Origin of the sequence: Bradyrhizobium amphicarpaeae (assembly GCF_002266435.3) — a bacterium.
Lineage (GTDB): Bacteria > Pseudomonadota > Alphaproteobacteria > Rhizobiales > Xanthobacteraceae > Bradyrhizobium > Bradyrhizobium amphicarpaeae.
In genome coordinates this window covers 1,481,064-1,506,399 of record NZ_CP029426.2, presented here as the reverse complement: position 1 = coordinate 1,506,399, position 25,336 = coordinate 1,481,064, and the positions used below count along the sequence as shown (strand labels likewise).

The following is a 25,336-nucleotide window of genomic DNA, read 5'->3' as shown; positions in this document are numbered from 1 at the left end:
CGAGCTTAGCCGCGCGCCTTTGCCTCGAATTCGGCCGCGTCGTCGATATGGTCCGGCGCAAGGCTCGGAGCCCGGCGATCGCGCGAGTTGAGGCGGAACACGTCGCGGATGTCATCGACCGAGGTCGACGAATAGGACTGGATGCAGAGCGCGACCTGCTCGGGCCTCGCGGCACGCATCAGCGCTTCGATGGCCGGCCGGTCGAGCGGCGTGTCGTCCCAATGCGAGACCGCGATGCTGTCTTCCGTGACCCGGTGGGTGGCCAGATGCACGGGCGAGTTCGCGACGAAATGGCCGTACATCAGATATTCCGAGAATTTCTTCTTCCGGCACAGCGCCAGAACCCAGTTCAACCCGGTCGCCGATTTGATGGCATCGGTCATCGCACGCGCGGTGCCCTTGTCCCAGACCAGCGCATTGCCGACATAATCGTCGGCGGGGAATGAGCGGTCCTTGATGCCGAGAAGCTGATCGACGGTGCGCAGCCACAGCCCATGCAAGGGGTGACCAGCGCCGATGTCCTTCGGCGTGACGAACAGCGGCGTCTTTTCGGCGCCGGCATATCGGCCGACGTCGAATTCGCGGAAGAACAGATTGTCCGAATCCAGGATGCAGACGCGCTGTTCGGGCGCGTTGAGGACGCCGGCGATCTTGAGGATCTGCTGGATGTGCCAGCCATGCACCGGCGACGACATCAGCGACAGCCAGACCCGCCGCTTGCTGATGAACTGGAGCGCCGGCGGCAGCGCGAACAGCCATTTCGGCAAGTAGCGCGAGGCCGGAACGATGACCCGCTTGTCGGAGGCGAACCGCGCGAACAGCGGCACATCCTCGTCGTTAACGAGAACATAATGCCGCGTGTATCCGGTGAGCCAGGTGTCGATGCTCTCGCTCAGCAGCGAAAAGCGTTCGATATCCTTGGCATAGCTGGCAGTCAGCAAGGCAACGGAATGCATGGGCGCGCTCAAATGGCCATCAGGCCTTACTCATAGCGGCGCCGGCATGCGTTGGATACGTCCATTCGCAATCAAGGTAAAATGAAACGAAGCGTTAGCCATCCGACGGCAGCGTTCGGCCTACGCTCGGCTGGAGCGACGGAGCGCTCAGCCATCCCGGATGACTACGGTTCACTCGCCAAAGCTGTGAATGACCCAGTTGCAGCTTGATTATTTGGCCTCATCGCGCAAGATTGTTCCTGCGTTTTGATTTGGACGAATATTTTCGACCGGGGGGTCGTTATGGCTGTGATCGAATTTTTCAGGGGTACCTCGTTGGGCAACGAGGATCGCAAAGGTTTCCAAAAAATACTGGTTGCCGAGACGAACTAGGCTGCATCGGCCGCGGCGCGCAGGAACCGTCAGGCTTCACTTTTCGAAGGATGGCCGCTCGCGGTCGAGCTTGGAGTCTCGCACAAGCTTGCGCCTGTAAACCGGCCTGCAAATCGACAAGAATTCGCCCGGGTGGATCGCTAGAAGCGGTCTGCGCGGTTGATTCTTGCTCAGTTGTTTCTTCCGTCGGGACCGGGGATTTTCCCACGGCCTGGCGCTAAAGGCCCAATTGATGGCGAACGACAGAATTGAGCTCTTTGTCGGATTGATCGAATCCATTGACGCGCCGGGCGCGGTCGAGGAGTGCCGGCGGCTGCTCTCGGTCGATGAACGGACCCGTGCCGATCGCTTCATGTTCGAGCGGCATCGACGGCAGTATATTTTCGCGCATGCGATGCTGCGCCTGGCGCTGTCGCAGATCGCCTCCAACGTCGCGCCGTCCGACTGGTCATTTGCAGCCGGCCGTTACGGACGGCCGTTTGTCGCAGCGCCCGCGACATCGAGCGCGCTGCATTTCAGCCTGTCCCACGCCGACGGCTGCGTCGCCTGCGTCGTGTCGAGGCATGAATCCGTCGGCGTCGACGTCGAAACCGTGTCGCGGCGTGTGGCGCCGCTGTCCACCGCGCTTCGCTTCTTTGCGCCGGAGGAGGTCGAAACGCTGCGGGCACTGCCGGAGCCGGCCGCGACCGAACGCTTCTTCGACTATTGGACGCTCAAGGAAGCCTATCTGAAGGCCAGGGGCTTTGGGCTCAATCTGCCGCTCGACGCCTTCGCGATGCAGGTCTCGCACCAGGCCATCGAGATCAGCTTCAAGCCCGATATCGCCGACGATCCCGATGGCTGGCGCTTCTCGCTGTACTCGCCCTCGCCCTCGCATCGCCTCGCGATCGCCGACGGCTCCCGTGCGGACGGTGGCCTTCCCATCAGCCGCAATGCTTGGCCGCTGCAGGAAGCGGCTGAGTGACGCCGCCGCGGACGCGGCATCACCGCGCCTCTTCGAATCCCGCCAGCACCGAGGTCAGGTTCGCGCCCAGAATATCGGAGAGATAACCGCCCTCCTGCACGAACACGGTCGGCAGGCCCATCCTGGCGATGGCCTGGCCGATGCGGCGGAAACCCGGCGTCGTGACCGCCAATCCCTTGAGCGGATCGTGCTCGGAGGCATCCAGGCCGAGCGCGATGACGAGCGCGCCGGGGGCAAAGGATTCGATCGCCTTGCGCGCGACGTCCATCGCCTGGATGTAGCCGTCATCGCCGGTACCGATCGCCAGCGGGATGTTGAGATTGGTGCCGAGGCCGGGTCCCTCGCCGCGCTCGTGCGCATAGCCCCACACATAGGGATAGTAGGCAACGGGATCGGCGTGGATCGACACCGTATAGACGTCGGGCCGGGCGTAGAAGATGCCTTGGGTGCCGTTGCCGTGATGGACGTCGACGTCGAGGATCACGACGCGCTCGTGCTTCTGCCGCAGATGCGCGGCGGCGATCGCGCTGTTGTTGAGGAAGCAGAAGCCGCCGGCCATGTCGCGATAGGCGTGATGACCGGGCGGACGGCAGAGCGCGTAGACCGCATCCTCGCCGTCCATCACCATCTGCGCGGCGGTGACCGCAACGTCGGTCGCGGCACAGGCCGCAGCCCATGTGCCCGGACCGATCGGCGCCGCGGTGTCGGCGGTGTGCCAACCGAGCCTGCCGACGATGTGGGTCGGATAGGTCGCGGCATGGCGCACCGGATGGATGTTGCCGATCATCTCGGGGCCGGAATCTCCGAGCGCGGTCCAGGCGTCCCAGGCCTCGCTCAGGAACGACAGATACTCCGGACTATGAACGCGTGCGCGAGGCCCCTGCCCGAATATGGTCGGCTCGATCAGCTGATGCTTGCCGTCCTTTAAGCCCTTGAGCAGGCGGTCGGCACGCTCCGGCTGCTCGGTGGTGCGCTTGACGACGCCGCGGACCAGGAAGAATTGCGGATCGTGGCTGCGGTGCAGTTCGGTATGGACGGCTTTCACTCAAACACTCCGTGCTCGCAGGCTCTCAAGGCGGGCCGTGGATTTCTTGATCCCTGCGGCGGCCAGATGCAAGCAAGAAGAATGCCGTCGCGCCCTGCGACGGAAGCAGACCGGGGCTCAGCAGCGCCCGCGCTGGAGGCAGTGCTCGCGCCCTGGCTGGTCGGTGCGGAAAGACTCGATGAAGCCGCCCTGGCGCTGGGTGACGAAGACGGTCTTGCCGTCGCTGCCGCCGAAGGCGAGATTGGTCGGCTCCTTGGCCCTCAGCGCGATTTCCCGCTCGACCGCGCCATTCGGCTTCATCAGCGCGATCGTGCCTTTGAGAATGCGCGCGACATAGAGCCGGCCGGCAACATCGGTGCGCAACCCGTCGACGGTGTCGGGCTGAAACGCCTTGACGAGTTTTGCAGCCGTCAGCTCGCTGCCGTTGATCGCATAGGACCAGATCTGGCCGCTGCTGGATTCCCCGACATAGAGCGTCTTGCCGTCGGGGCTGAGATCGATGCCGTTGGTGGTGCCCATCGCGCGCGGCGCCGACATGATCTGTCCCTGCACCGTGCCGTCGGCGGCTTTGGCGATCCGCCAGATATGACCTTCCCTGCCCTTCCAGTTCGGATCGCTCGCAAAGATCGTGCCGTCGCGCGCGATCGTGATGTCGTTGGGCTGGTTCATCTCGTCGGAATGAAACCACAGGGACGGCTCCGTCGCCCCCTTCGCAATCGCGAAGATGTTGTGCTTCTTGTAGTCGGCGATGAACATGGTGCCGCTGCGATCGAAGCGGATGGCGTTGCCGACACTCCCCTCGGGCAGCGCCGTGAATGGCTCCGACGCGGTGCCGCCGGCGGGCAGCCGTCCGATGGTCCCGGGCTTGCCGAAATTGACCACGAACAAATTGCCATCGAGGTCAGCCGCGGGACCCTCGATGCCGAGCGTGTATTCGCCGGGAGGCGTCACCTGCGCGCTCTCGAACAGCTTGGTCTCGGCCCGGGCGGACGCCGTCGCCACGACGAGAAGAACGCTACTGCACAGGCACCAGAAATTCCTGCCGGATGTAATAGCCATCGCCGTCGCTGCACTCGCCATTCAGGAAGGGATCGGCCGGCCGGAAGAATCGGCTGAAGCCGGGTTTGTCTACAGCGTTCCTTTGTGTCACGACAACGACCTTCCCAGTCGGTATTTCGCCGCATTCCTTGTTGGCCTTGCCGAAGAACTTGCGCTGTGGTGGTCCCGGCTTGATCCGCATCCGCGTGCCCGGCACCATCGTCGCGACGAGCACATCCATGGTGTCGAGCAGGCGCGCATAGCCGGGCTCGGTCTTCGGCAAGCCCTCGCCGCCCGGCGGCATCAGCTTCTCGGCGCCGAGACCGCGCAGCCGCGTGCGCAGTCTGCCGGCGCCGGGATCGCCGGGATAGATCCAGCCGTCCTGCGAAAGCATGAAGCGGAGCACCGCCGCGTCCTTCTCCGCCTCCGATTGGCCGCCCTTCAAACCGAAATCGGAATGGCAGCCGAGGCAATGCTTCTCGACCAGGCCTTTGCGCAGCGTGGTCAGCCGGGCGCTGTTCCGCGCATCCCCGGCGACGAAAGCTGCGAGCTGGTCGATCATCGCCTGGCTGCGCATGTCGCACGGCAGCGGTGGCGGCGGATCACCCGCAGCACGATCGATGCGGATCACCGTCTGGTTCTTGTCCTCGACCAGCCAGATCGCGCCATCCTCCGCAACCGTCATGCCGACCGGCGCGCCTTGCGGCCGGATACCGTTGACGCGGTGCCAGCCTGCGATCAGCTCATCGAACGGCGCGGCGGCCACTTCGCCCGCGTCGGTCTGAAAGCTGCGCGCCGGATCGGCGGCGCAACTGACGCGGTAACGCACCGGCGCCGGGGAAAGCTTGGGGAAACCGTGATCGTCGACATCGTAGACGAGGACACGGCTGCCGGTCGGACGGTAGCCGTGGAGACCGACCAGCAGCTTGCCCTCCAGCTCCGGAAATTTTCTGCCGTGATAATAGAGCATCGCGAGCGGCGCGCCATGCGGCGGCATCAGTGAGAGCGGCGGCTTGTAGAGTGCGTTGGCCGTGCAGAGCGATTTGTAGACCCCGCCCTGCAGCACGTTTCTGAATTCAGGGCTCGGCGTCGATAGATCGTAGCAATAGGGCCAGCCATAATGCCTGCCCGGTTCGATCGCGTTGATCTCCTCGTTCGGCTTGAAGATATCCGGCAAGTCGCGGCTGTTCTCGCCCTGCAGGAAGGCGTAGCCGGCATCGGGAAAATTCGGATGCAGCGCCAGCGCCATCGAATTGCGCAAGCCCCGCGCATAGACAATGTGCGGCGGATCGGCATCCCCGGGCTTCAGCACCGGGAAGACGCCACCCGCAGGCGGCGTGAACAGCCAGATCGCTGCCATCGCTGACGCGCCTTCGGCCGCCGCGCAAGGCTTTGTGATCGGCGCCGGCGTGATGCAATCGTCGCTGTGGGAGCCGACATTGACGAAGAGCCGCCCGTTTTTGTCGAAGACGAACTGCTTGAGCGGATGCGCACTCTCCTCGACCTTTGTGCCGTCGGGCAGCGTGATCCGCCGGCCCGGCATGTGACGGATGATGGTCTCGACCGTGCCGCGCGGATTGTCGGCGAGGGGATCGAACCGGAAGATGGTCTCGGCGGTCGAGGCGTAGAGCTTCCTGTCCGGGCCGATCGCGAGGCCGAACGGATATTCGACGCCGGTCAGCAATTCCTTGAACCGCTGCCCCGGGGCCGCACGCGGATCGAGCAGCAGCAACCGTCCATCACTGTGCCCCCAGCCGCCCATGTCGGCCACCACGAACAGCTCGCGGCCCGGCACCTGGACGATCGCGCGCGGAAATTTAAGGCGATCCTCTTCGCTGGCGACGAGGCCTGCGCAAAATCCGGCCTTCATGCCGATCTGGATCCTGGGAAAAGCGAGATCGCCGTCACCGCAGGTTTCCGCGCCGATCGCATAGAAGCTGCGGCGGAGCGGCTCCGACGCCGCCGCCGAGGTGAGCCCAAGCAGCGCCGCCAGGAACCCCGCACATGCGCGCAGGCTTTGGCGTTCACGCCTGGATGTGAAGTAGCTCACGGCATCTCCTCCGACTTCGCGCGAAAATCTGTTCCATGCCGTCCGAACGCAGTCCAGTTCAACATCACTCGCCTGTGATTAAACCTTTAACGACCTCTGAGCCGACCAACCTCCGTAGATTCCCTCACCGGAATCGACCCGAATGTTTCGCGAAGGCTTCGGGTGGTATCGATTTGCCATCCAAGTTGCTCCCGCCAGGAGGCGCATATGGTCCAGGTCTATTTTCACTGCTCCAATACCGAGGGCACGCTGATCGACCGCTACGGCACCGCCGTCTCCAATCTCACGGAGGCGCGCGACCGTGCCTCCCAAATCATGCGGTCGATGATCCTGACGCCCAGCAACGAAGACTGGCGCGACTGGGTGATCCATGTCAGCGACGACGACGGCGAAGAGATTTTCGATCTCCCCTTCACTGCCATGCTCGGCAAGCCGCATTGAGGTGATGTCATGTTGATCGCGTCACTGAGCCTCTTCCGCCAGCCGCTGAGCTTCGTCGCCACCAAATGGCAGACGCTGATCCGGGTCGCCGGCAATCCCTACCGCCCCGAGCTGCACTACATGCGCGGGCCGGGCCCGAAATGGCGCGCCAAGTATCAGGCCAGCCGGCTGAACCGCTCGCTGTGAGCGCGGGTTCGTCGCTTTGACCTCCGTCGTCATGGCCGGGCTTGTCCCGGCCATCTACGTTTTTGGACGTGGGTCAAAGACGTGGATGCCCGGGACAAGCCTGGGCATGACGAGTAGGGCAAGCGCGCCCAACTCACTTCCCCGTAAACTTCGCCGTGCGTTTCTCGACAAAAGCGTTGCGCCCCTCGATCGCGTCGGCGCTCTTGCGGACCACCGCCTGAAGCTCGATTTCCCTGCGGAACTGCGCCTCGTAGGTCGCATGCTCGCTCTCATCGACGAGCAGGCGCGTTGCCACCAAGGCGCGCGTCGGGCCCTCGGCCAGACGCCGCGCCAATTTCAGCGCTTCCTCCATCAGCTTCGCATCGTCGACGACGTGCCGCACCAGGCCGATCTCATGGGCGCGTTCGGCCGTCAGAGGTTCGTTCAACAACATCAGCTCGAGCGCGCGCTGGCGGCCGATCAACCGCGGCAGCAGCCAGGTCGAGCCGAGATCCGGCACCAGCGCGATGCGGCTGAACACCTGGATGAAGCTCGCCGACCGCGCCGCCACGATCATGTCGCCGGCCATCGCCAGGCTGAAGCCGCCGCCGGCCGCGACGCCGTTGACGGCGACGACGACGGGCACGCGGCATTCGCGCAACGCCTCGAAGGCCGGCCAGTAGAACCGCATGACGCCGGCCGCAATATCCTCACCCAGCGCTTCCGACGCCTTCAAATTCTGTCCTGAGCAAAAACCGCGCCCCGCGCCGGTGAGGATCAGGGCTCGAATACCCTCGTCCTGCGACATCTCGCCGACGGCGGCGGCGAGCGCACCGAGCAGGTCCGGCGTCATCGCATTCAGGCTCGCCGGCTCGTCCAGCGTCAGGATTCCGACCGTGCCATCCCGCGCCTGTTTCACACCAGCCATGCCGCGTCTCCCTTTGGATTTTCTCGTTGGCGGCAATGTGCCATCCTTCGCGCGTCCCGCCAATGCCGAGCTTCCGCGCCAGCACAGCAACGCCAAAACAACAGAGATCAAGACGACACCATGCCTCACCAGTTCAGCCTCAACCAAACCGTCCGCAAACCCGCCGTCAGATCCAAGGGCGGCATCGTCGCCTCGCAATCGCGGCGGGCGGCCGAAGTGGGGGCGCAGGTGCTGGCGGCGGGCGGCGACTGCGTGGACGCCGTCGTGGCGACCACCATGGCGCTGAACGTTCTGGAGCCCTGGAACAGTGGCATCGGCGGCGGCGGTGCGATGGTGCTCTACCGCACCAAGGAACATAGCTACCAGGTGATCGACTACGGCATGTCCGCGCCGCAGAGCCTGCGCACCGCCGATTATCCGCTCAGCGGCGCAGGCGCGGCCTCCGATCTGTTCCCCTGGCCGCGGGTGAAGGACGATCGCAACATCCACGGCCCAGGTTCGATCGCGGTGCCCGGCGTCGTCGCCGGGATGGAAGAGGCGCATCGCCGCTACGCCAAGATGCCGTGGAAGGATCTGGTCGCGCCGGCAGCCAGGCTCGCCGGCGAAGGCCTGCTGGTCGATTGGTGGACCACGGTGACGATCTCCGGTTCGGCAGCCGATCTCAGGCGCTATCCCGCCAGCGCGGCAGCGTTCCTGAAGGACGGCCTGCCGCCGACCGCGCCATGGGGCATCAAGGCCGAGACGCGACTGCCGCAGGACACGCTGAAAGCGACGCTGTCGTATCTCGCCGAGGCCGGACCGCGTGATTTCTACCAGGGCGATCTCGCCAGGAGCATCGCCTCCGACATCAAGGCCGATGGCGGTTCGCTGTCGGTCGAGGACCTCGCCGCCTTCCGCGCGCATTTGCGCGAGCCGCTGGCGATCCCGTATCGCGACGGCAAGGTCTATGCGACGCCTGAGCTCACGGCCGGCCCTACCATGGCGCACGCGCTGCGCCTGCTGCAGCAGAGCCTGAAGCCGGCAAGCGCGCCGGACGCGGCCGCCTATGTCGAATACGCCCTCGCTTTGCAGGCGGCCTTCCGCGAGCGGCTCAAGGACATGGGCGATGCCGACGGCAAGCGCTCGCTCGGCGCCGAATATCTGGCGCCCGCCTGCACCACGCATTTTTCCGTGGTCGACCGCCACGGCAACATCGCCGCGGTGACGCAGACGCTGCTGTCGTCGTTCGGCTCGAGATATGTGACGCCGCACACCGGCATCGCCATGAACAACGGCATCATGTGGTTCGATCCGACGCCGGGCACCACCAATTCGCTTGCGCCCGGCAAGCGCTGCCTCTGCAACTACACGCCCGTCATCGCCGAGACCAAAGACGGCAAACGTCTTGCAATCGGCGCTTCCGGCGGGCGCCGCATCCTGCCCTCGGTATTGCAGCTCGCGTCCTTTGCGATGGATTTCGGCATGGATCTCGATGCCGCCATCCACCAGCCGCGCATCGACGCCAGCGAAGGCGCGGTGGTGATCGGCGACGCCCGCCTGCCGGAGGATGTGCGCAAAGCCCTTGCCGCGCGCTTCGACTACGAGGAGACTCGCGTGCAGGCCTTGCCGCAGAAATTCGCCTGCCCGAGCGTGGTGATGCGCGAGGGCGATGTCAATTCCGGCGCGATCGAGATCTTTCAGCCTTGGGCGGATGCGATCGCGGAAAGCTGAGACGATTCGAACATTCGCTGCTGGCTGCTTAACCTCTCCCGCTTGCGGGAGAGGGAGTGCACCTGCGTTGGAGCGACCGCAAATCTAAGTCGCGCTAAATCCCCAACCTGTCCCGCACGCGCCCCGCGATCACGGCGGTCGTCACACCCACCGGCCAGAACGCATGCATCGGGATCGGCTTGATTCCTGATATGGGCATGTCGATCTCGGCCTTGGCGCCACCGATCAGCCGTCGCGCCAGCTGCGCGCCCATCGCGGTCGCGAGCGCGACGCCGCGGCCGTTGCAGCCGAGCGAGATCAGGATGTTTTCGGCCGGCTCATGGACATGGGGATAGTGATCGCCGGTGATGGCGAGGCGGCTATTCCAGCCGTGAGTCCAGGAAACGCCTTTCAGTTGCGGCCATAGCCGCTCGGCATACCGCATGAGATAGGCAACGTCGTGCGGCGACTTGATCCAGCGCATCGGGCCGCGGCCGCCCATCAACAGACGGTTGTGCTGGTCGATGCGGTAATAGACCGTGATGTGACCGCTCTCGTACAGCACGGGACGCGTCGGCATGATCGCGCGGGCCACCGCGTCGGAGAGCGGCGCCGTGGCGGCGATCGAGGAAAACACCGGCACGATGGTGCGGCGGAGCGCCGGCCAGAGATCGTCGGTAAAACCGTTGGTGGCGAGCAGGACCTTGTCCGCATGCACGACCGCCTTCGGCGTCTCGATGCGCCAGCGCGCGCCCTCACGGCGCAGCGACAGAGCTGGCGTCTCGCCATGCACCTTCGCGCCGGCCGAGATCGCCGCACGCACGAGACCTCGGGCGTAGCTGAGCGGATGCAGATCGCCGCCGCGTGCGTCCAGCATCGCGCCGATGTAGCGGCCGGTGCCGGTCATCTCGCGGAGCTGCTCGCGGTTCAGATAGGTCACCGGCATGCCGCGCCGGATGCATTGCTGCGCGGTCGTTTCGATCGCGGCGGCGCTGGCCTCGTGATAGGCCGCACGCAGCGTGCCGTTCTGCCGCGCCTCGCAAGGGATCTGAAAGCGGCGGATCAGTTCGTGGGTGAAATTCGTGGTGCCGTAGGAGAAAGCGATCATGCGGCGGCCGAGCTCTGCGCCGAAATCGGCCTCGATCCGATCTGGGTCGTGCTTCAGTCCGGGATTGGTGTGGCCGCCATTGTTGCCGGATGCGCCCCAACCCGGCTCCTGCGCCTCCAGCACCAACGCCTCGACGCCCTGCTCCGCCAGATGCAACGCGGTGGAGAGACCGGTGTAGCCGCCGCCGACAATCGCGACGGAGACATTCTTGTCGACATCGAGCGGCGGCGTGGCAACCGGCGCAACGGCGGTGTCGGCATAGAGCGAGGGCGGCAGAGGCAGGCGCGTCATATCGAGAACCGGTCAGAGCGGATGCAGCACGCGCCGCAGAAAATCCTGCGTGCGCGGATGCTGGGGTTGGTTGAGCAGCGCCTTGGCCGGCCCCTGCTCGACGATGATTCCGCCGTCGATGAACAGCACGCGGTCGGCAACGTCGCGGGCAAAGCCCATCTCATGGGTGACGACGACCATGGTCATACCGTCATCGGCGAGTTTGCGCATCACACCGAGCACATCGCCGACCAGTTCGGGATCAAGCGCCGAGGTCGGCTCGTCGAACAGGATCGCCTTGGGCTGCATCGCGAGCGCCCGCGCGATCGCGACGCGCTGCTGCTGGCCGCCGGAAAGTTGCGGCGGATGGGCGTCGGCCTTTTCGGCGAGCCCCACTTGCGCAAGCAGCGCGCGGCCGCGCTCGAGCGCCTGCGTGCGGGCTTCCTTCTTGACGTAGAGCGGCCCCTCGATGACGTTTTCCAGCGCCGTGCGGTGCGGAAACAGGTTGAAGCGCTGGAACACCATCGAGACCTGGGTCCGAACCTTCACGATCGACGGCGCGTCGCGATCGACCTTCAGACCTTCGATGCTGATCTCGCCGCGGTCGTAGCTTTCGAGCCCGTTGATGCAGCGCAGGATGGTCGACTTGCCCGAGCCGGACGGGCCGATGACACAGACCACCTCGCCCTTCTGGACCGAGGCCGTGATGCCCTTGAGCACCTCGTTCTGGCCAAAGCTCTTGTGGACGTCGTTGAGCTCGATCATTTCTTGCCCGCCCGCTTCTCGAAATGACGGACCAGCAGGATCAGCGGAATGCTCATGGTGAGATACATCAGCGCCACCATCGTGAACACGTTGGTGTTCTTGAAGGTCGAGGACGCGATCAGCTTGCCCTGGAGGGCCAGCTCGGCGACCGTGATGGTCGAGGCTTGCGAGGAATCCTTCAGCATCATGATCATGACGTTGCCGTAGGGCGGCAGCACGATGCGCACCGCCTGCGGCAGCACCACGCGGCGCATCGTCAGCCACCAGCCCATGCCGATCGACTGCGCCGCCTCGATCTGGCCCTTGTCGATCGCCTCGATGCCGGCGCGGAAATTCTCGGCCTGGTAGGCCGAATAGGCGATGCCGAGCCCGAGGATCGCGGCCTGCAGCGCCGACAGCGTGACGCCGAGATCGGGCATCACGAAATACAGATAGAACAGCAGCACGATGATCGGGATGCCGCGGATCACGTTGATCAGGCTGGCGCTGAGCAACGACAGTGCCTTGATCCCGGAGACCCGCATCATCGCCCAGATCAGGCCGAGCACCGTCGAGAGCAGCAGCGAGCCGATGGTGACGACGATCGTCAGCACGACGCCGCTCATCAGGATCGGAAAGAACTCGACGGCGTCGTGCCAGAAGCCTTTCATCGGCAAGCCTTCACTAACAAGCCTTATGAGCCTTGATCAGCCCTGAGCCTTCAGGCCCCATTTGTCGAGGATCTTGGCGATGGTGCCGTTGGCCTTCAGCTTCGCCAGCGACGCGTTGATCTTGCCGAGCAGCGCGGCCTCGCCCTTGCGCACGCCGATGCCGACCGAGCCGACGGTGACGGGCTTGTAGCCATCGACGAGACGCACCTCGGGGAAGCCGCCCTGCTTCAGATTGTAGGCGAGGATCGGATAGTCGGCATAGCCGGCCTTGAGGCGGCCGGTGTTCACGTCGCGCAGGATGTCGGGGATGGTGTCGTAGGCCTTCACGTCGGCGAACAGGCCGGACTTCTTCAGCGCGTCGACGAAGGCGGTGCCGACCTGGGCGCCGACCGTCTCGCCCTTCAGGTCCTCCTGCGTGGCATAGGCTTTGGTATCGCCTTTCGGCACCACCAGGCCTTCGCCGTAGGTGTAGATCGGATCGGAGAAGTCGACGACCTCTTTCCGGGGCGCGGTGATGAACATCGCGGCGGCGATGATGTCGATCTTGCTGGACGTCAGCGACGGGATCAGCGCCGAGAACTGCATCGGCTCGATCTGCACGTTGAAGCCGGCATCCTTGCCCACTTCCGTGACGAGATCGACCATGATGCCCTGGATGGTGTTGGTCTTGGTGTCGAGGAAGGTGAAGGGAATGCCCGTCGGCGTCGAGCCGACCTTCAGCACCTGTTGCGCCGAGGCCGGCGTCAGTGCCGCCAGCGCGAGTGCCGCCATCGCGGCCAGACCAAAACGCTTCATCGCATCCCCCTTTGGGTCTGGCCGGTGGCGGCGGCTCGCGGGTATTGCGAGCCGAACCGTTTCGGCCTATTTTCACCAATATGAAAATTTGGTCACACTTTCGCTGACGTTGCAAGTTGTTTTCATGCACATGAAGGAAGCGGTTTGACGTGAGCGGTGGCAAGAGAATGCGCAAACCGGCGGCATCCAAGCCGGCGAAGCGGGTGAAGGCCAAAGCCGTCGCCAAGCCGGCGGAGCCTGCGATGGACGTCGCGGTCGGCCGCCGCATCAGGGATCTCCGACGCGTCAGGCAATTCTCGCTGGAGACGGTCGCAGCGCGCACCGAGCTTTCGATCGGATTCCTCAGCCAGATCGAACGCGGCCTGTCGTCGCCCTCGCTGCGCGTGCTGGCCACACTTGCCGACGTGCTCGGCGTCGGCATCGCCGCATTGTTCGGCGCAAGCCCGAGCGCCGATGGCTCATCCGATCGGGTAGTGACGCGCGGACTTCAGCGGCCGGAGTTGAAACTGTGGCGCACCGGCGTCTCCAAGCAATTGCTGAGCCCGGCGAGCACCGACAACAAGCTCAACCTGTTCCTGGTCCATCTGGAGCCCGGCGGCTCCACCGGCGACGAGCTCTACACCCATGACGGCGAGGAAGCCGGCCTCGTGCTCGAAGGCGAGATGATGCTGACGGTGGACAACGAGATCTGGTCGCTGAAGACCGGCGACAGCTTTCGGTTCGCCAGCCGCAGGCCGCACCGGTTTTCAAATCCGGCCGAGGATGCGAAGGCCGTGGTGCTGTGGGTCAATTGCGTGACCGGGGCGGGGTAGGCCCCACACACAAATCTTTATTCCGTCATCCTGAGGTGCTCGCGCAGCGAGCCTCGAAGGATGCACGGCCCCGATAGAGCCGGGCCGCCGCCCTTCGAGGGCCGCTTCGTGGCCGCCTCAGGGTGACGGCGATAGATTTAGTCGCAAGGAGAGACGACTACCCGAACCGGTGATTATACCGGTCCACCGTCAGCGCACTCACGTCAATATCCGGCTTCTTGCCCGACAGCATGTCGGCGAGCACGCGCGCCGAGCCGCAGGACATGGTCCAGCCGAGCGTGCCGTGGCCGGTGTTGAGGTGGAGGTTGGCATACGGCGTCGGGCCGATCACGGGCGGACCGTCAGGCGTCATCGGACGCAGGCCGCTCCAGAACGTCGCCTTGGAGAGATCGCCGCCGCGCGGGAACAGGTCGGTCAGCGAATGATCCAGCGTGGCGCGGCGCGCATCATAGAGCTTGGTCGAGAAGCCCGAGATTTCGGCGGTGCCGCCGACGCGGATGCGATTCCCCAAGCGCGTGATCGCGACCTTGTAGCTCTCGTCCATCACGGTGGATTCCGGCGCGCCCGCAGCGTCCTTGATCGGCACCGTGATCGAATAGCCCTTAACCGGATAGACCGGCAGCGAAATGCCGAGCGGGGCTGCGAGCCGCGACGAATAGCTGCCGAGCGCGAGCACGTAAGCGTCGGCCTGCAACATCCCGGCACTGGTCACAACACCGCTGACGCGCGCGCCCTCGGTGACGATGCGATCGATGCCGGTGTTGAACATGAAGCGGACGCCGAGCGCCTCGGCATGCCTGGCCAGCGCCTGCGTGAACATGTGGCAGTCGCCGGTCTCGTCCTGCGGCAAGCGGAGCCCGCCGACGAACTTTTCCTTCACGCCTGCGAGCGCAGGCTCGACGGCGATGCAGCCTTCGCGGCTCAACGTCTCGTAGGGCACGCCATATTGCTTGAGCACGGCGATGTCCTCAGCCGTGCCGTCGAGCTGCGCCTGGTAACGGAACAGCTGCAGCGTGCCTTGCGAGCGCTCGTCATACTGGATGCCGATGTCACGGCGCAGATCGCGCAGGGCGTCGCGGCTGTATTCCGCGATCGGGATCATCCGGCTCTTGTTGACCGCATAACGCGCGCTGGTGCAGTTGCGCAGCATCTTGAGCAGCCAGACCCACATCACGGGATCGAGCTTCGGCCGGATCACCAGCGGGCCGTGCTTCATCAGGAGCCACTTCACCGCCTTCACCGGCACGCCGGGCCCGGCCCAGGGTGAAGAATAGCCGGGCGACACTTCGCCGGCATTGGCGAAAGAGGTCTCCAGCGCCGGCTCGGGTTGACGGTCGACGACCGTCACCTCATGGCCGGCACGTGCGAGGTAGTAGGCAGAGGTGACACCGATGACACCGCTGCCGAGGATCAGAACTTTCACGCTTGGTCAAACTCCCGCGGCATCACGCTCGCCGCTGCAAGGAAACAACTCGCAACGGCGAGAGCAATTATCAGGCCACCCGCTTGATGGCATCGCCCAGGATCGACACGATATCGTCGATGTGGCTCTTCTCGACGATGAGGGGCGGCGACAGCGCGAAGGAGTCGCCGCTCATGCGGAAGTAGAGCCCGCGATTGAAGCAGTCGACCATGACGTCGTAGCCGCGCGCACCGACCGCGCCGTCGCGCGGCGAGAGCTCGACCGCGCCCATCAGGCCGCAATTGCGGATGTCGATGACGTTGGGCAGGCCCTTCAACGAATGCAGCGCATCGCGCCAATATTCGGCAATCGAGGCACCGCGCGTCAGCAGGCCTTCGTCCTTGTAGATGTCGAGCGTCGCGATGCCGGCGGCGCAGGCGGTCGGATGCGCGGAGTAGGTGTATCCGTGGAACAGCTCCATGACGTTTTCCGGGCCGATCATCATGGCGTCGTGCACCTTGCGATGCGCAAACACCGCGCCGCAGGGAATGGTGCCGTTGGTGATGCCCTTGGCGGTCGTCATCATATCAGGCGTGACGCCGAAGAAATTGGCGGCGAACGGCGTACCGAGACGCCCGAAGCCGGTGATGACTTCGTCGAAGATCAGGAGAATGCCGTGCTTGTCGCAGATCTCCCGCAGGCGCTGCAGATAACCCTTCGGCGGCGGCAGCACCGCGGTCGAACCGGGCACCGGCTCGACGATCACGGCGGCGATCGTCTCGGCACCATGCAGGCCGACCAGACGCTCGAGATCGTCGGCGAGCTCGGCGCCGTGCTCGGGCTGGTCCTTGGCGAAGGCGTTGCGGGTGAGATCGTGGGTGTGGCGGATATGGTCGACGCCCGGCAGCAGCGTGGTGAAGGCGCGACGGTTGGCGACCATGCCGCCGACCGAGGTGCCGCCGAAGCCGACGCCGTGATAGCCGCGCTCGCGGCCGATCAGCCGGGTGCGGCTCGCCTGGCCGTTGGCGCGATGATAGGCGAGCGCGATCTTCAGCGCGGTGTCGACCGACTCGGAGCCGGAGTTGGTGAAGAAGATGCGGTCGAGCCCTTTCGGCGCGATCTCGGCGAGCCGCTCGGCGAAGTCGAACGCCAGCGGGTGGCCCATCTGGAACGACGGCGCGAAGTCCAGCGTCATCAGCTGGCGCTCGACTGCGGCGGCGATCTGCTTGCGGCCGTGACCGGCATTGACGCACCAGAGGCCGGCGGAGCCGTCGATCACCTTGCGGCCGTCGACGGTGGTGTAGTGCATGCCCTCCGCAGAGGAGAACAGGCGCGGCGCCTTCTTGAACTGCCGGTTGGCCGTGAACGGCATCCAGAACGAATCGGTCTTGATGGTGTTCGGAATCTGATGAAGGGTCACGGGCCACGCTCCTTTGCTGACGATACAGCAGAGGCACGGCTTCAGATGCGCAACAAGTCCTTTTCTGGAGACCTGCAAGCCATTGATTTAGCTGGGCCCACTGGTCCATATTTGCGCGATCCGCAACACTTGCAACAGGGACCAGGGGCATGAGCGTCGACATCGGTGGACGGCTGCGATTCATCCGGGCCCGCCAGAAGCTGTCGCAGCGGGAGCTCGCCAAGCGTGCCGGCGTCACCAATTCGACGATTTCGCTGATCGAATCCAACCAGATGAATCCGTCGGTCGGCGCGCTCAAGCGCATCCTCGACGGCATTCCGATGGGGCTCGCCGAGTTCTTCGCGCTGGAGCCGGAGTCCAGGCGCAAGATATTCTACCGCGCCGAGGAACTCACCGAGGTCGGCAAGAAGCCGATCTCGTATCGACAGATCGGCGACAATCTGTTCGGCCGCAGCCTGCAGATCCTGAAGGAGCGCTACGAGCCCGGCAGCGACACCGGCCGCGTCCACCTCGTCCATGACGGCGAGGAAGGCGGCATCGTGATCTCGGGCAAGCTCGAGGTCACCGTCGAGGACGAGCGGCGCATTCTCAATCCGGGCGATGCCTATTATTTCGAGAGCCGACGCCCGCATCGCTTCCGCTGCGTCGGCGGCAAGCCGTGCGAAGTGATCTCGGCCTGCACGCCGCCGACGTTCTGATGGCCCCGATCAGTCCCATCCGGGATCATACGGGCCACCGGTATCTTACGGTGGTTGAGCCATCTCAATTTCTGCGCGCCGGACCTCTATATATTACGAACCGTAGCCGAGCAGCCTGGCTTTAGAGGTGCTGAGGTTATGGCCCCGGACTCCAGGGTACTCCAGGGCCGCTTCGTAACAGGAGCTCGCGCATGAAGACCACTCTCGCCAATGCCGAAGCCGCGCTCGATGAAGTCCAGCTCGACACCGACAAGCTCCATTCGCGCGAGCTGCGTAAGGCCATCGCGAAATACATCGAAGCGCAGAGAGAGCAGATCAAGTCTCTCCGCAGGATGATGAACTGATCGGCCGCCGCGGAGCGAGCAGGCCTCGCCCCGCCTGCCGCCTCAGCGCTGCGTGAGCAACTCCTCGATCCTGATCGGGAATTTGCGGACGCGCACGCCGGTCGCATGCCAGACCGCGTTCGCGACGGCACCGGCACTGCCGGTGATGCCGATCTCGCCGACGCCCTTGATGCCGAGCGCGTTGACGTGCGGGTCGTGCTCCTCGACGGTGATCACGTCGAGCGGCGGCACGTCGGCATTCACGGGGACATGGTACTCACCGAGATCGGCGTTCATGATCCGCCCGCTGCGCCGGTCGGTGACGGCCTCCTCGTGCAGCGCGAAGGAGAGGCCCCAGATCATGCCGCCGAACAGCTGGCTTTGCACCATCCGCGGGTTGACGATCCGTCCGGCGGCGAAGGCCCCGACCATGCGGCTGACACGGACCTGGCCCAGATCGGGATCGACCTTCACCTCCGCGAACACCGCGCCATGGGCATGCATCGCATACTCCTCCATCGCCGCAGGGTTCGGCGCGCCTGTGCCGCGCGCCTCGACTTCGCCGACGCCAGCGCGCGCGAGGATCTCGGCGTAGCTCTCGCCGCGGCTCTCGTCGTCGCGCCGGATCAACCGGCCGTCGCGCGCGATCACGCCGGTATTGCCGGCGCCGAACAGTGGCGATCGCTCGTCGCCGGTGGCGAGATCGGCAAGCTTGGCGATCACGGCCGCGCCGGCGCTATGGATCGCCGCGCCGGCGGTTGCAGTGTGGGCGGAGCCACCGGCGATGCCGGCATCGGGCAAGTCTGACGTACCGGCCTTGAACGTGACGCGGTCGATATCGAGGCCGACGGCGTCGGCGGCGATCTGGGCCAGTGCCGTCCAGGCGCCCTGCCCCATGTCGTGTGCGCCGATCTCCATCACGCCGGAGCCGTCGCGGCGGATCGTCGCGCGTGCTTCGGCCTGGAACATCAGCGCCGGGAAGGTCGCCGTGCCCATGCCCCAGCCGACCAGCAATCCGGCATCGTCGCGCATCTGCCGCGGCTGCAGCGGACGCTTTGCCCAGCCGAAACGCGCAGAGCCCTGGTCGTAGCAGGCCCGCAGCGCCTTCGACGAGAAGGGCTTGCCGCTGACCGGCTCGACTTCGGCGTAGTTCCTCAGGCGGAAGGCGAGCGGATCGATGCCGCAGGCCCACGCCATCTCGTCGATCGCGCTCTCCAGCGCGATCGAGCCGGTCGCCTCACCGGGCGCGCGCATGAACAGCGGCGTGCCGGTGTTGACGCGCACGGCATCGTGCGAGGTCCGGATCGCGGGTGCCGCATAGAGCGTGTGCGAGGCATCGGCCGCGGGCTCGTAGAAATCGTCGAACGTGCTCGACACGGTGCGCGCGTGGTGATCGAGCGCGGTCAGCCGTCCCTCGCCGTCGGCACCGACGCGCAGGCGCTGGCGCGTCGGCGCGCGATGGCCGACCGGGCCATACATCTGCTCGCGGCGCAGCACCAGCTTGACCGGCTTGCCGACCAGCTTGGCCGCCATGATGCCGAGCACCGGCGGCCCCGCCATCAATCCCTTGGAGCCGAAGCCGCCGCCAAGGAACGGGCTGCGGATGTGGATCTTGTCATGCGCGATGCCGAACAGCTCGGCGACACGCGCGAGCGACAGCATGAGGCCCTGGGTCGGCATGTCGATCTGTAGATTGTCGCCATCCCATGCCGCAACGATCGCATGCGGCTCCATGGCGTTGTGATATTGCGGCGGCGTTTCATAGACCGCATCGATCTGCTTCTCGGCCGAGGCAAGGCCCGCCTCGACATCGCCGCGGTGATTTTCCGTGGGGTTGCCGACGCCGACGACCGGCGGCACGAAACTATCGCCGGCATCGAGCCCGACCAGCGCGGGCAGCGTCTCGTAGCGCGGCGCCAGCAGCGCCGCACCTTCCGTCGCAGCTTCGAGCGTCTCGGCGATCACGACCGCGATCGGCTGGTTGGCGTAGCGCACCTCGTTGCTTTGCAGCACCTCCATCCGGAACACGAATGGATTGGTCTTGATCTCCGGATCGATCGCAAGCTGCGGCTTGTGGTCCGGCGTCATCACATCCACGACGCCGGGATGGCGCTTGGCGGCGGCGACATCGAGCGAGGTCACGCGGCCACGCGCGATGTTGGAAACGGCGAGGACCGCAAACAGCATGCCGGCCGGATGATTGTCGGCGGCATAGGTCGCCTGCCCCGTGACCTTGAGAACGCCGTCACGGCGGGTCAGCGGCTGGCCGATGTTCGAGCCGTGCCGCAGATGGGCAGGTGCGCTGGTCAGGTTGAGCTCAGGCATGGATCGCTCCTGATGTCGGGGCAAAGGGAGAGGCCGGCAGTGCGGGCAGGCGCGCGGGCGTCCCGGCGGCAGCGAGGGTCAGCGCGCGCACGACGATGCGGCGTGCCAGCTCGATCTTGAAGGCGTTGTCGCCGGACGGCTTTGCGTCGGTGAGCGCGCGCAAGGCGGCTTCCTGGAAGGCATCGGCCGTGGGCGCGACGCCCTTGAGAACGTCCTCCGCGGCGAGGGCACGCCAGGGCTTTGCGGCGACACCGCCGAGCGCAAGCCGCGCTTCCGCGATCCTGCCATTCTCGATCCGCAACGCCGCAGCGGCCGACGCCATCGCGAAGGCGTAGGAGGTGCGCTCGCGAACCTTGAGGTAACGCGAATGCGGGGCAAATTCACGCGCCGCCTTCGGAAGGCGCACCGCCACGATGAGATCGCCGGGCTCGAGCGCGGACTCGCGCTCGGGCGTATCGCCGGGCAGGCGATGCAACTCCTCCAGCGCGATCTCGCGACGGCCACCCCGACCCTCGATCTCGACGATGGCATCGAGCGCAACCAGCGGCACACAGAAGTCCGACGGATGCGTCGCGATGCAGTTCTCGCTCCAGCCGAGCACGGCGTGGGTGCGGTTCTCGCCGCCGCGGGCGTCGCAGCCGCTGCCGGCTTCGCGCCTGTTGCAGCGGCTGGCGGTGTCATAGAAATACGCACAGCGCGTCCGTTGCAGCAGATTGCCGCCAACGGTCGCGGCATTGCGCAACTGCGCGGACGCTCCGGAGAGAAGGGCTTCGGCGACGGCGGGATAGGACCTGGCGAAGTCCGCATCGTGCGCGAGATCGGCATTGCTGACGAGCGCACCGATGCGCAACGACCCGTCGGCGAGGCGCTCGATCGCGTCAAGTCCTTCGAGATGCGTGACGTCGACCAGACGATCCGGGCGGCTGATATTGCCCTTCATCAGATCGAGCAGATTGGTGCCTGCGGCGAGATAGACGGCGCCGGGCTGAGCCGCGGCGGCAACGGCTTCGGTGACGGTGGCGGGCCTGACATAATCGAACCGTTTCATGCCGAGCGCCTCTGGTTGGTCTGGTCCATCTGTCCTTGCGCCTCGAGCACGGCATCGACGATCCCGGCATAGGCGCCGCAGCGGCACAGATTGCCGCTCATGCATTCGCGGATGCGCTCGGGATCGTTGCCGGCCTGCGCCTCCTGAATCATGCCGATCGCGCTCATGACCTGGCCGGGCGTGCAGAAGCCGCACTGAAATCCGTCATGGGCGATGAAAGCGGCCTGCACCGGGTGCAACTGGTCGCCGCGCGCGACGCCCTCGATGGTGAGGATGTCGGCGCCGTCATGGCTGATCGCGAGCGCGAGACAGGAGTTGATGCGCTTGCCGTCGACCAGAATGGTACAGGCGCCGCACTGGCCGCGGTCGCATCCCTTCTTGGTTCCGGTGAGATGAAGGCGCTCACGCAAGAGATCGAGCAGCGTGACGCGCGGATCGTCGAGGACGAAGTCGCGCCGCGCACCGTTCACGGTGAGGCTGATGGAGTGGTTCATACAAGGCTCCGATCAGATTTGGACATGAGTGATCGCGCAGCGCGCCACCGCCGTGGCCGCCGTCGATCTGAATTGACCGGGCAGAAGCCGGCCAACATCAAGGCGAAGATACGGAGGCTCCCTCCGTTTAACAAGGGCCGGTGAGAAAATATTGAAATTGGTCAAAAGCCCATGCGCGTACAACGCGATGCAGGCCGGCAAAGGTTCAACAAGGGTTCAATCTAACCAATTCGTGATCTACATTGCCTGATATGGACGACCACAGCGACCAGACCCGGAAGCCCCGCGCCGATGCCGTGCGCAATCGCGAGCGCGTGCTCGAGGCCGCCAAGGCCGTGTTCAACGCCGGCGGTCCGGAGGCGAGCCTGGAGGCCGTCGCCAAACGCGCCGGGGTCGGCATCGGCACACTGTATCGGCATTTCCCGACACGCCAGGATCTGTTCGAGGCGGTGTACCGGCGCGAGGTCGAGCAACTCAGCGAGCTTGCCGAACAATTGAAAAGCGCCAAGGATCCGGTCGAGGCCTTGCGGCAGTGGCTGCGGTCCAATGTCGAATTCGTCGCCACGAAAAAAGGCATGTCGGCCGCACTGGCGCTGACGTTCCAGAGTTCGTCGGAACTCGCGGCGTTTTCGATGGACCGGCTGACCAGGGCGATCGGCTCGCTGCTCGCGCGCGCGGTGGAGGCCGGCCAGATGCGCGGCGATGTCAGCCCGGAGGATTTGCTCAGGGCGCTCGTCGGCATGTGCTACATGCACGACCAGCCCGGCTGGCAGTCCTCGGTGCTGCGCATGCTCGACGTGTTCGTCGACGGGCTGCGGTGCAGCCAGCGGGCAAAGCCAAGGCGCGTACCGCCAAGCCTGCGAAGCTGGCGGTGAAACGAAAGCGATAGCGTGCCGTACTTCCCCCAGGGCGTGCTAGAATCGGTATCGCCGGGATTTCAACGCGGAGCCTGTCATGCGCATTACCGCCTTGCTCGTCGCTATCAGCGTTATCTTCAGCTCCGTCTCGGCATCCGCCGACGACGTCACCACGGCACAGGGCGTGATCCGGGCCCAGGAACAGGCTTTTGCGCGCGACGATGCGGCCGGCGCTTATGCCCACGCCGCGCCGGCGCTCAAGGAAATATTCCCCGCGCCCGACATCTTCATGTCCATGGTTCAGAAAGGCTACGCGCCGGTCTACCGGCACAACAGCTTCGAATTTGGCGACGGCAAGAGCGAAGGCAGCTGGATCGCGCAGCGCGTCCATATCGTCGATGCCAACGGCGAGGCCTGGGAAGCTCTCTACACGCTCGAGCAGCAGCCGGACGGCAGTTACAAGATCACCGGCTGCACGCTGCTGAAGGCGGGACAGGCGGTCTAGGTCGCAAAGCCCGGCCCGGCTTTCGCCGCACTCATCCGCGAGCGGATCAGCAGCGTCACGACGATGACGATATTGACGGCATTCCACGCCACGCCGTTGGCGAACGCTGCGGCATAGGAGCCGGTGGCATCGAAGATGACGCCCGACACCCATCCGCCGAAGGACATGCCGAACACGGAGGCGAAGATCACGATGCCGACGCGCGTTGCGGCTTCTCGCGCCGGCATCGCCTCGCGCACGATGATGGCGTAGCTCGGCACAATGCCGCCCTGGAACAGGCCGAACATCGCGGAGATGAGATAGAGCGAGGCGAGGCTGTCGAAGAACAGATAGAACACCAGCGCAAAGCCCTGTGCCAGCGCCCCGATCAGCAGGGTGCGGATGCCGCCGATCTTGTCGGCGAGGAAGCCCGAGCCGATGCGGCTGACGATGCCGCAGGCCATCATCAGCGACAGCATCTCGGCCCCGCGCGCCACGCCGTAGCCGAGGTCGCCGCAATAGGCAACGATATGCACCTGCGGCATCGCCATGGCGACGCAGCAGGAGATGCTGGCGATCGAGAGCAGCACCGTCAGCGTGTTGGTCGAGAGCTTGAGATCGACGCGCGGCGGCGGCGCATTGGCGTGGTCGTGGACCTTGTCGTGACCTATCTGCGCGCGCAGGACCAGCACCAGGATCGTCATCAGGCTCACACAGACGATGCCGATGCCGATATGGGTGTGGCGCCATCCGACCTCCTGCATGCCCCAGTTCACGATCGGGGGCCACATCGTGCCGGCGAAATAATTGCCGCTCGCGACGATGGTCACGGCGAGGCCGCGATAGCGCTCGAACCAGTGCGAGGCCTCCGCCATCAGCGGCGCGAAAGTCGCCGACGTCCCGAGCCCGATCAGGAAATACGCCGCCACGAACTGCCAGAGCTCGCTCGACAGCCCCGCGAACGTATTCGCGACGCCGAGAAAGGCGATGCTGATTGCCATCGCCGGCACGATGCCGAAGCGGTCGGTGATCTTGCCGGCGATCACGCCGCCGAGGCCGAAGCCGAACATCATGAGGGTGAAGGCCAGCGACACCGCGCCGCGGCTGGCGGAGAATTCGGTCTGCACCGCGGGAATCATCACCACGATCGCCCACATGCCGACGCCGCCGATCGAGCCGATCATCAGCGCAAGCAAAAGCCGTATCCAGGCCTGACGGGAATCAGGGCTGAATGCTCCAGACGTTTGTCCTGAGTGATTTGGCGCGTGCACGGCGGGACCATGGCCCGCGGATGCTAAAGGGGTCAAGCATCGTGGCGCGATATTGGGCATGCGCGGTGCACTGCGGTAAAAGCTGCTTGGCGAATGCGCGATTTGCCATTAGTTTGCAATCCGCGTGTGCAGCTTTGCCGCGCGGATACATGCTGGCGGAATGTTGCTGCAACTGACACGAGCGATGCGGATCAAGGTGGGGCGAATCATTGCCCTTGCCTATCTGTTTTGCGTGCTCGCGCCGGCGGCAAGCCTCGCATGGGGCAGTGGTCCGGCGCCGTGTCTTGATGAGACCGTGCTGGCCGATCTCGTGCCAACGCAGCAGCAGATGCTCGCCGGACACATGCATGACGGCACCTCGCACGATCATGCCGGGGCACACGCGCATCACCAGGCCGCCGCGCAGGACGCGCCCGATTCCCATCATCATGGCGGCAAGGGCACAGCCGGCCCGTGCTGCGCGATGATGTGCGTGAGCGCGCTGCCGGCCGATCTTCCCACCGTCGCCAAGCCGGCCGCGCCCGTCTCCACCTGCGCGCCAGAGATCGTGGCCAGCCTGCACAGCGCGGCGCCGCCCCTGCACTACCGCCCTCCCATCACCTGATCTGAAGCGACGATTTCGGGCCGAGCGCGCTTTTGCGCGCGCGAACCTGTGGTCTCTCAGATCAGGGATGAATCATGCTGACGCTTTCCGCGGCGAAATCCGCCGCCGCATCCGCGGCGCGAGGACGACACTTTCGATTTCATATGCTGCTGACCGGCGCTGCGCTGGCGCTGTCCGGCTGCATGCCGGCGACGACGCAAGTCGCCGGCGCCGATCCCGCTGATCCCTCGGCGAAGATCGCGCCTGTCGGCTATCGGTCGACCATCGCGCCCTACACCAGCCTGCGGCCTGCGGCGCCGGCGCCATGGCGCGATCGCAACGACGCCGTCACGCCGCAGCCGAAGCAAGACCGTTAGGAGCGC

The 25,336-nt window shown here is 65.3% G+C and carries 25 protein-coding genes and 1 pseudogene; 11 read left to right on the top strand and 15 right to left on the bottom strand.

The genetic code is table 11. The features are described 5' to 3' along the window. Window positions 1-5: 5 nt before the first annotated feature. Window positions 6-956, bottom strand: a complete 951-nt coding sequence (locus CIT40_RS07285; RefSeq protein WP_094895210.1) for a DUF6492 family protein — start codon at window positions 954-956, stop codon at window positions 6-8. A 637-nt stretch (window positions 957-1,593) separates the two neighbouring features. On the opposite strand from CIT40_RS07285, the gene CIT40_RS07280 reads away from it, so the two are divergent. After that, window positions 1,594-2,292 carry a 4'-phosphopantetheinyl transferase family protein gene (locus tag CIT40_RS07280; protein ID WP_244611921.1) on the top strand — a complete coding sequence of 233 codons (699 nt, stop codon included), beginning with the start codon at window positions 1,594-1,596 and terminating at the stop codon, window positions 2,290-2,292. 19 nt (window positions 2,293-2,311) lie between these two features. On the opposite strand, the gene CIT40_RS07275 is transcribed toward CIT40_RS07280, so the two are convergent. The 3 genes from CIT40_RS07275 to CIT40_RS07265 form a co-directional block, all read right to left on the bottom strand. Further along, window positions 2,312-3,337 (bottom strand): histone deacetylase family protein, encoded by a 1,026-nt coding sequence (locus CIT40_RS07275; RefSeq protein WP_094895208.1) that lies wholly within the window; start codon window positions 3,335-3,337, stop codon window positions 2,312-2,314. A 117-nt stretch (window positions 3,338-3,454) separates the two neighbouring features. Continuing rightward, window positions 3,455-4,396: an SMP-30/gluconolactonase/LRE family protein gene (locus CIT40_RS07270; RefSeq protein WP_162307388.1), complete on the bottom strand. Its 942-nt coding sequence runs from the start codon at window positions 4,394-4,396 to the stop codon at window positions 3,455-3,457. Beyond that, window positions 4,353-6,425, bottom strand: a complete 2,073-nt coding sequence (locus tag CIT40_RS07265) for a PQQ-dependent sugar dehydrogenase (RefSeq protein ID WP_094895206.1) — start codon at window positions 6,423-6,425, stop codon at window positions 4,353-4,355. Before CIT40_RS07265 ends, CIT40_RS07270 begins: the two co-directional genes overlap by 44 nt. Before the next feature lie 207 nt (window positions 6,426-6,632). Between CIT40_RS07265 and CIT40_RS07260 the strand changes: the two genes are divergently transcribed. Together CIT40_RS07260 and CIT40_RS07255 are read left to right on the top strand one after the other, a co-directional pair. Beyond that, the gene (locus CIT40_RS07260) at window positions 6,633-6,866 is read left to right on the top strand and encodes a DUF6894 family protein (protein WP_094895205.1); all 234 of its coding nucleotides are present in this window, start codon (window positions 6,633-6,635) and stop codon (window positions 6,864-6,866) included. A 9-nt stretch (window positions 6,867-6,875) separates the two neighbouring features. Then, complete coding sequence (locus CIT40_RS07255) at window positions 6,876-7,052, top strand: hypothetical protein (RefSeq protein ID WP_167443331.1); 177 nt, start codon at window positions 6,876-6,878, stop codon at window positions 7,050-7,052. A 133-nt stretch (window positions 7,053-7,185) separates the two neighbouring features. Here CIT40_RS07255 and CIT40_RS07250 read toward each other — a convergent pair whose 3' ends face one another. Beyond that, entirely contained in the window at window positions 7,186-7,959 is a 774-nt protein-coding gene (locus CIT40_RS07250) for an enoyl-CoA hydratase-related protein (RefSeq protein WP_094895204.1), read from the bottom strand. A gap of 120 nt (window positions 7,960-8,079) precedes the next feature. Here CIT40_RS07250 and CIT40_RS07245 point away from each other — a divergent pair, with 120 nt between their 5' ends. Next, window positions 8,080-9,669 carry a gamma-glutamyltransferase family protein gene (locus tag CIT40_RS07245; protein ID WP_094895203.1) on the top strand — a complete coding sequence of 530 codons (1,590 nt, stop codon included), beginning with the start codon at window positions 8,080-8,082 and terminating at the stop codon, window positions 9,667-9,669. Between the two features lie 94 nt (window positions 9,670-9,763). On the opposite strand, the gene CIT40_RS07240 is transcribed toward CIT40_RS07245, so the two are convergent. Genes CIT40_RS07240 through CIT40_RS07225 form a run of 4 tightly spaced genes read right to left on the bottom strand, consistent with a single transcriptional unit; the run spans window position 9,764 to window position 13,236 of the window. Next, window positions 9,764-11,047, bottom strand: coding sequence for an NAD(P)/FAD-dependent oxidoreductase (locus CIT40_RS07240; RefSeq protein ID WP_094895202.1), 1,284 nt, complete (start codon window positions 11,045-11,047; stop codon window positions 9,764-9,766). Between the two features lie 12 nt (window positions 11,048-11,059). Next, window positions 11,060-11,791, bottom strand: coding sequence for an amino acid ABC transporter ATP-binding protein (locus CIT40_RS07235; protein ID WP_094895201.1), 732 nt, complete (start codon window positions 11,789-11,791; stop codon window positions 11,060-11,062). Then, window positions 11,788-12,441 (bottom strand): amino acid ABC transporter permease, encoded by a 654-nt coding sequence (locus CIT40_RS07230; RefSeq protein WP_094895200.1) that lies wholly within the window; start codon window positions 12,439-12,441, stop codon window positions 11,788-11,790. The genes CIT40_RS07235 and CIT40_RS07230 overlap by 4 nt, the downstream gene beginning before the upstream one ends. A 36-nt stretch (window positions 12,442-12,477) precedes the next feature. Then, a complete protein-coding gene (locus CIT40_RS07225) occupies window positions 12,478-13,236 on the bottom strand; it encodes an ABC transporter substrate-binding protein (RefSeq protein ID WP_094895199.1) in 759 nt (252 codons plus the stop codon). A 167-nt stretch (window positions 13,237-13,403) separates the two neighbouring features. Here CIT40_RS07225 and CIT40_RS07220 point away from each other — a divergent pair, with 167 nt between their 5' ends. Continuing rightward, window positions 13,404-14,048 (top strand): helix-turn-helix domain-containing protein, encoded by a 645-nt coding sequence (locus tag CIT40_RS07220; protein ID WP_162307387.1) that lies wholly within the window; start codon window positions 13,404-13,406, stop codon window positions 14,046-14,048. A gap of 157 nt (window positions 14,049-14,205) precedes the next feature. On the opposite strand, the gene CIT40_RS07215 is transcribed toward CIT40_RS07220, so the two are convergent. Both CIT40_RS07215 and aptA read right to left on the bottom strand, forming a co-directional pair. Beyond that, complete coding sequence (locus CIT40_RS07215) at window positions 14,206-15,471, bottom strand: D-amino acid dehydrogenase (RefSeq protein WP_094895197.1); 1,266 nt, start codon at window positions 15,469-15,471, stop codon at window positions 14,206-14,208. 70 nt (window positions 15,472-15,541) lie between these two features. Beyond that, window positions 15,542-16,870, bottom strand: a complete 1,329-nt coding sequence (gene aptA / locus CIT40_RS07210) for an omega-aminotransferase AptA (protein ID WP_094895196.1) — start codon at window positions 16,868-16,870, stop codon at window positions 15,542-15,544. A gap of 149 nt (window positions 16,871-17,019) precedes the next feature. Between aptA and CIT40_RS07205 the strand changes: the two genes are divergently transcribed. Beyond that, complete coding sequence (locus CIT40_RS07205) at window positions 17,020-17,568, top strand: cupin domain-containing protein (RefSeq protein ID WP_094895195.1); 549 nt, start codon at window positions 17,020-17,022, stop codon at window positions 17,566-17,568. A 191-nt stretch (window positions 17,569-17,759) separates the two neighbouring features. Beyond that, window positions 17,760-17,912 (top strand): hypothetical protein, encoded by a 153-nt coding sequence (locus tag CIT40_RS07200; RefSeq protein ID WP_167443330.1) that lies wholly within the window; start codon window positions 17,760-17,762, stop codon window positions 17,910-17,912. A 42-nt stretch (window positions 17,913-17,954) separates the two neighbouring features. On the opposite strand, the gene CIT40_RS07195 is transcribed toward CIT40_RS07200, so the two are convergent. From CIT40_RS07195 to CIT40_RS07185, 3 genes are read right to left on the bottom strand one after another with little or no spacing between them, the layout of a single operon-like run. Beyond that, window positions 17,955-20,216: a xanthine dehydrogenase family protein molybdopterin-binding subunit gene (locus tag CIT40_RS07195; RefSeq protein WP_094895194.1), complete on the bottom strand. Its 2,262-nt coding sequence runs from the start codon at window positions 20,214-20,216 to the stop codon at window positions 17,955-17,957. Beyond that, the gene (locus CIT40_RS07190; protein ID WP_094895193.1) at window positions 20,209-21,264 is read right to left on the bottom strand and encodes an FAD binding domain-containing protein; all 1,056 of its coding nucleotides are present in this window, start codon (window positions 21,262-21,264) and stop codon (window positions 20,209-20,211) included. Before CIT40_RS07190 ends, CIT40_RS07195 begins: the two co-directional genes overlap by 8 nt. Then, window positions 21,261-21,758 (bottom strand): (2Fe-2S)-binding protein, encoded by a 498-nt coding sequence (locus tag CIT40_RS07185; RefSeq protein WP_094895192.1) that lies wholly within the window; start codon window positions 21,756-21,758, stop codon window positions 21,261-21,263. The genes CIT40_RS07190 and CIT40_RS07185 overlap by 4 nt, the downstream gene beginning before the upstream one ends. A gap of 251 nt (window positions 21,759-22,009) precedes the next feature. On the opposite strand from CIT40_RS07185, the pseudogene CIT40_RS07180 reads away from it, so the two are divergent. Together CIT40_RS07180 and CIT40_RS07175 are read left to right on the top strand one after the other, a co-directional pair. After that, window positions 22,010-22,647: pseudogene (locus tag CIT40_RS07180) on the top strand (TetR/AcrR family transcriptional regulator). A gap of 65 nt (window positions 22,648-22,712) precedes the next feature. Further along, complete coding sequence (locus CIT40_RS07175) at window positions 22,713-23,120, top strand: DUF4864 domain-containing protein (protein ID WP_094895190.1); 408 nt, start codon at window positions 22,713-22,715, stop codon at window positions 23,118-23,120. On the opposite strand, the gene CIT40_RS07170 is transcribed toward CIT40_RS07175, so the two are convergent. Then, window positions 23,117-24,304, bottom strand: coding sequence for an MFS transporter (locus tag CIT40_RS07170; protein ID WP_193550928.1), 1,188 nt, complete (start codon window positions 24,302-24,304; stop codon window positions 23,117-23,119). The two genes, CIT40_RS07175 and CIT40_RS07170, sit on opposite strands and share 4 nt — an antisense overlap. A gap of 226 nt (window positions 24,305-24,530) precedes the next feature. Between CIT40_RS07170 and CIT40_RS07165 the strand changes: the two genes are divergently transcribed. Beyond that, the gene (locus tag CIT40_RS07165) at window positions 24,531-24,974 is read left to right on the top strand and encodes a hypothetical protein (RefSeq protein ID WP_094895188.1); all 444 of its coding nucleotides are present in this window, start codon (window positions 24,531-24,533) and stop codon (window positions 24,972-24,974) included. A gap of 74 nt (window positions 24,975-25,048) precedes the next feature. Next, window positions 25,049-25,330: a hypothetical protein gene (locus tag CIT40_RS07160; RefSeq protein ID WP_094895187.1), complete on the top strand. Its 282-nt coding sequence runs from the start codon at window positions 25,049-25,051 to the stop codon at window positions 25,328-25,330. The last annotated feature ends 6 nt before the right edge of the window (window positions 25,331-25,336 follow it).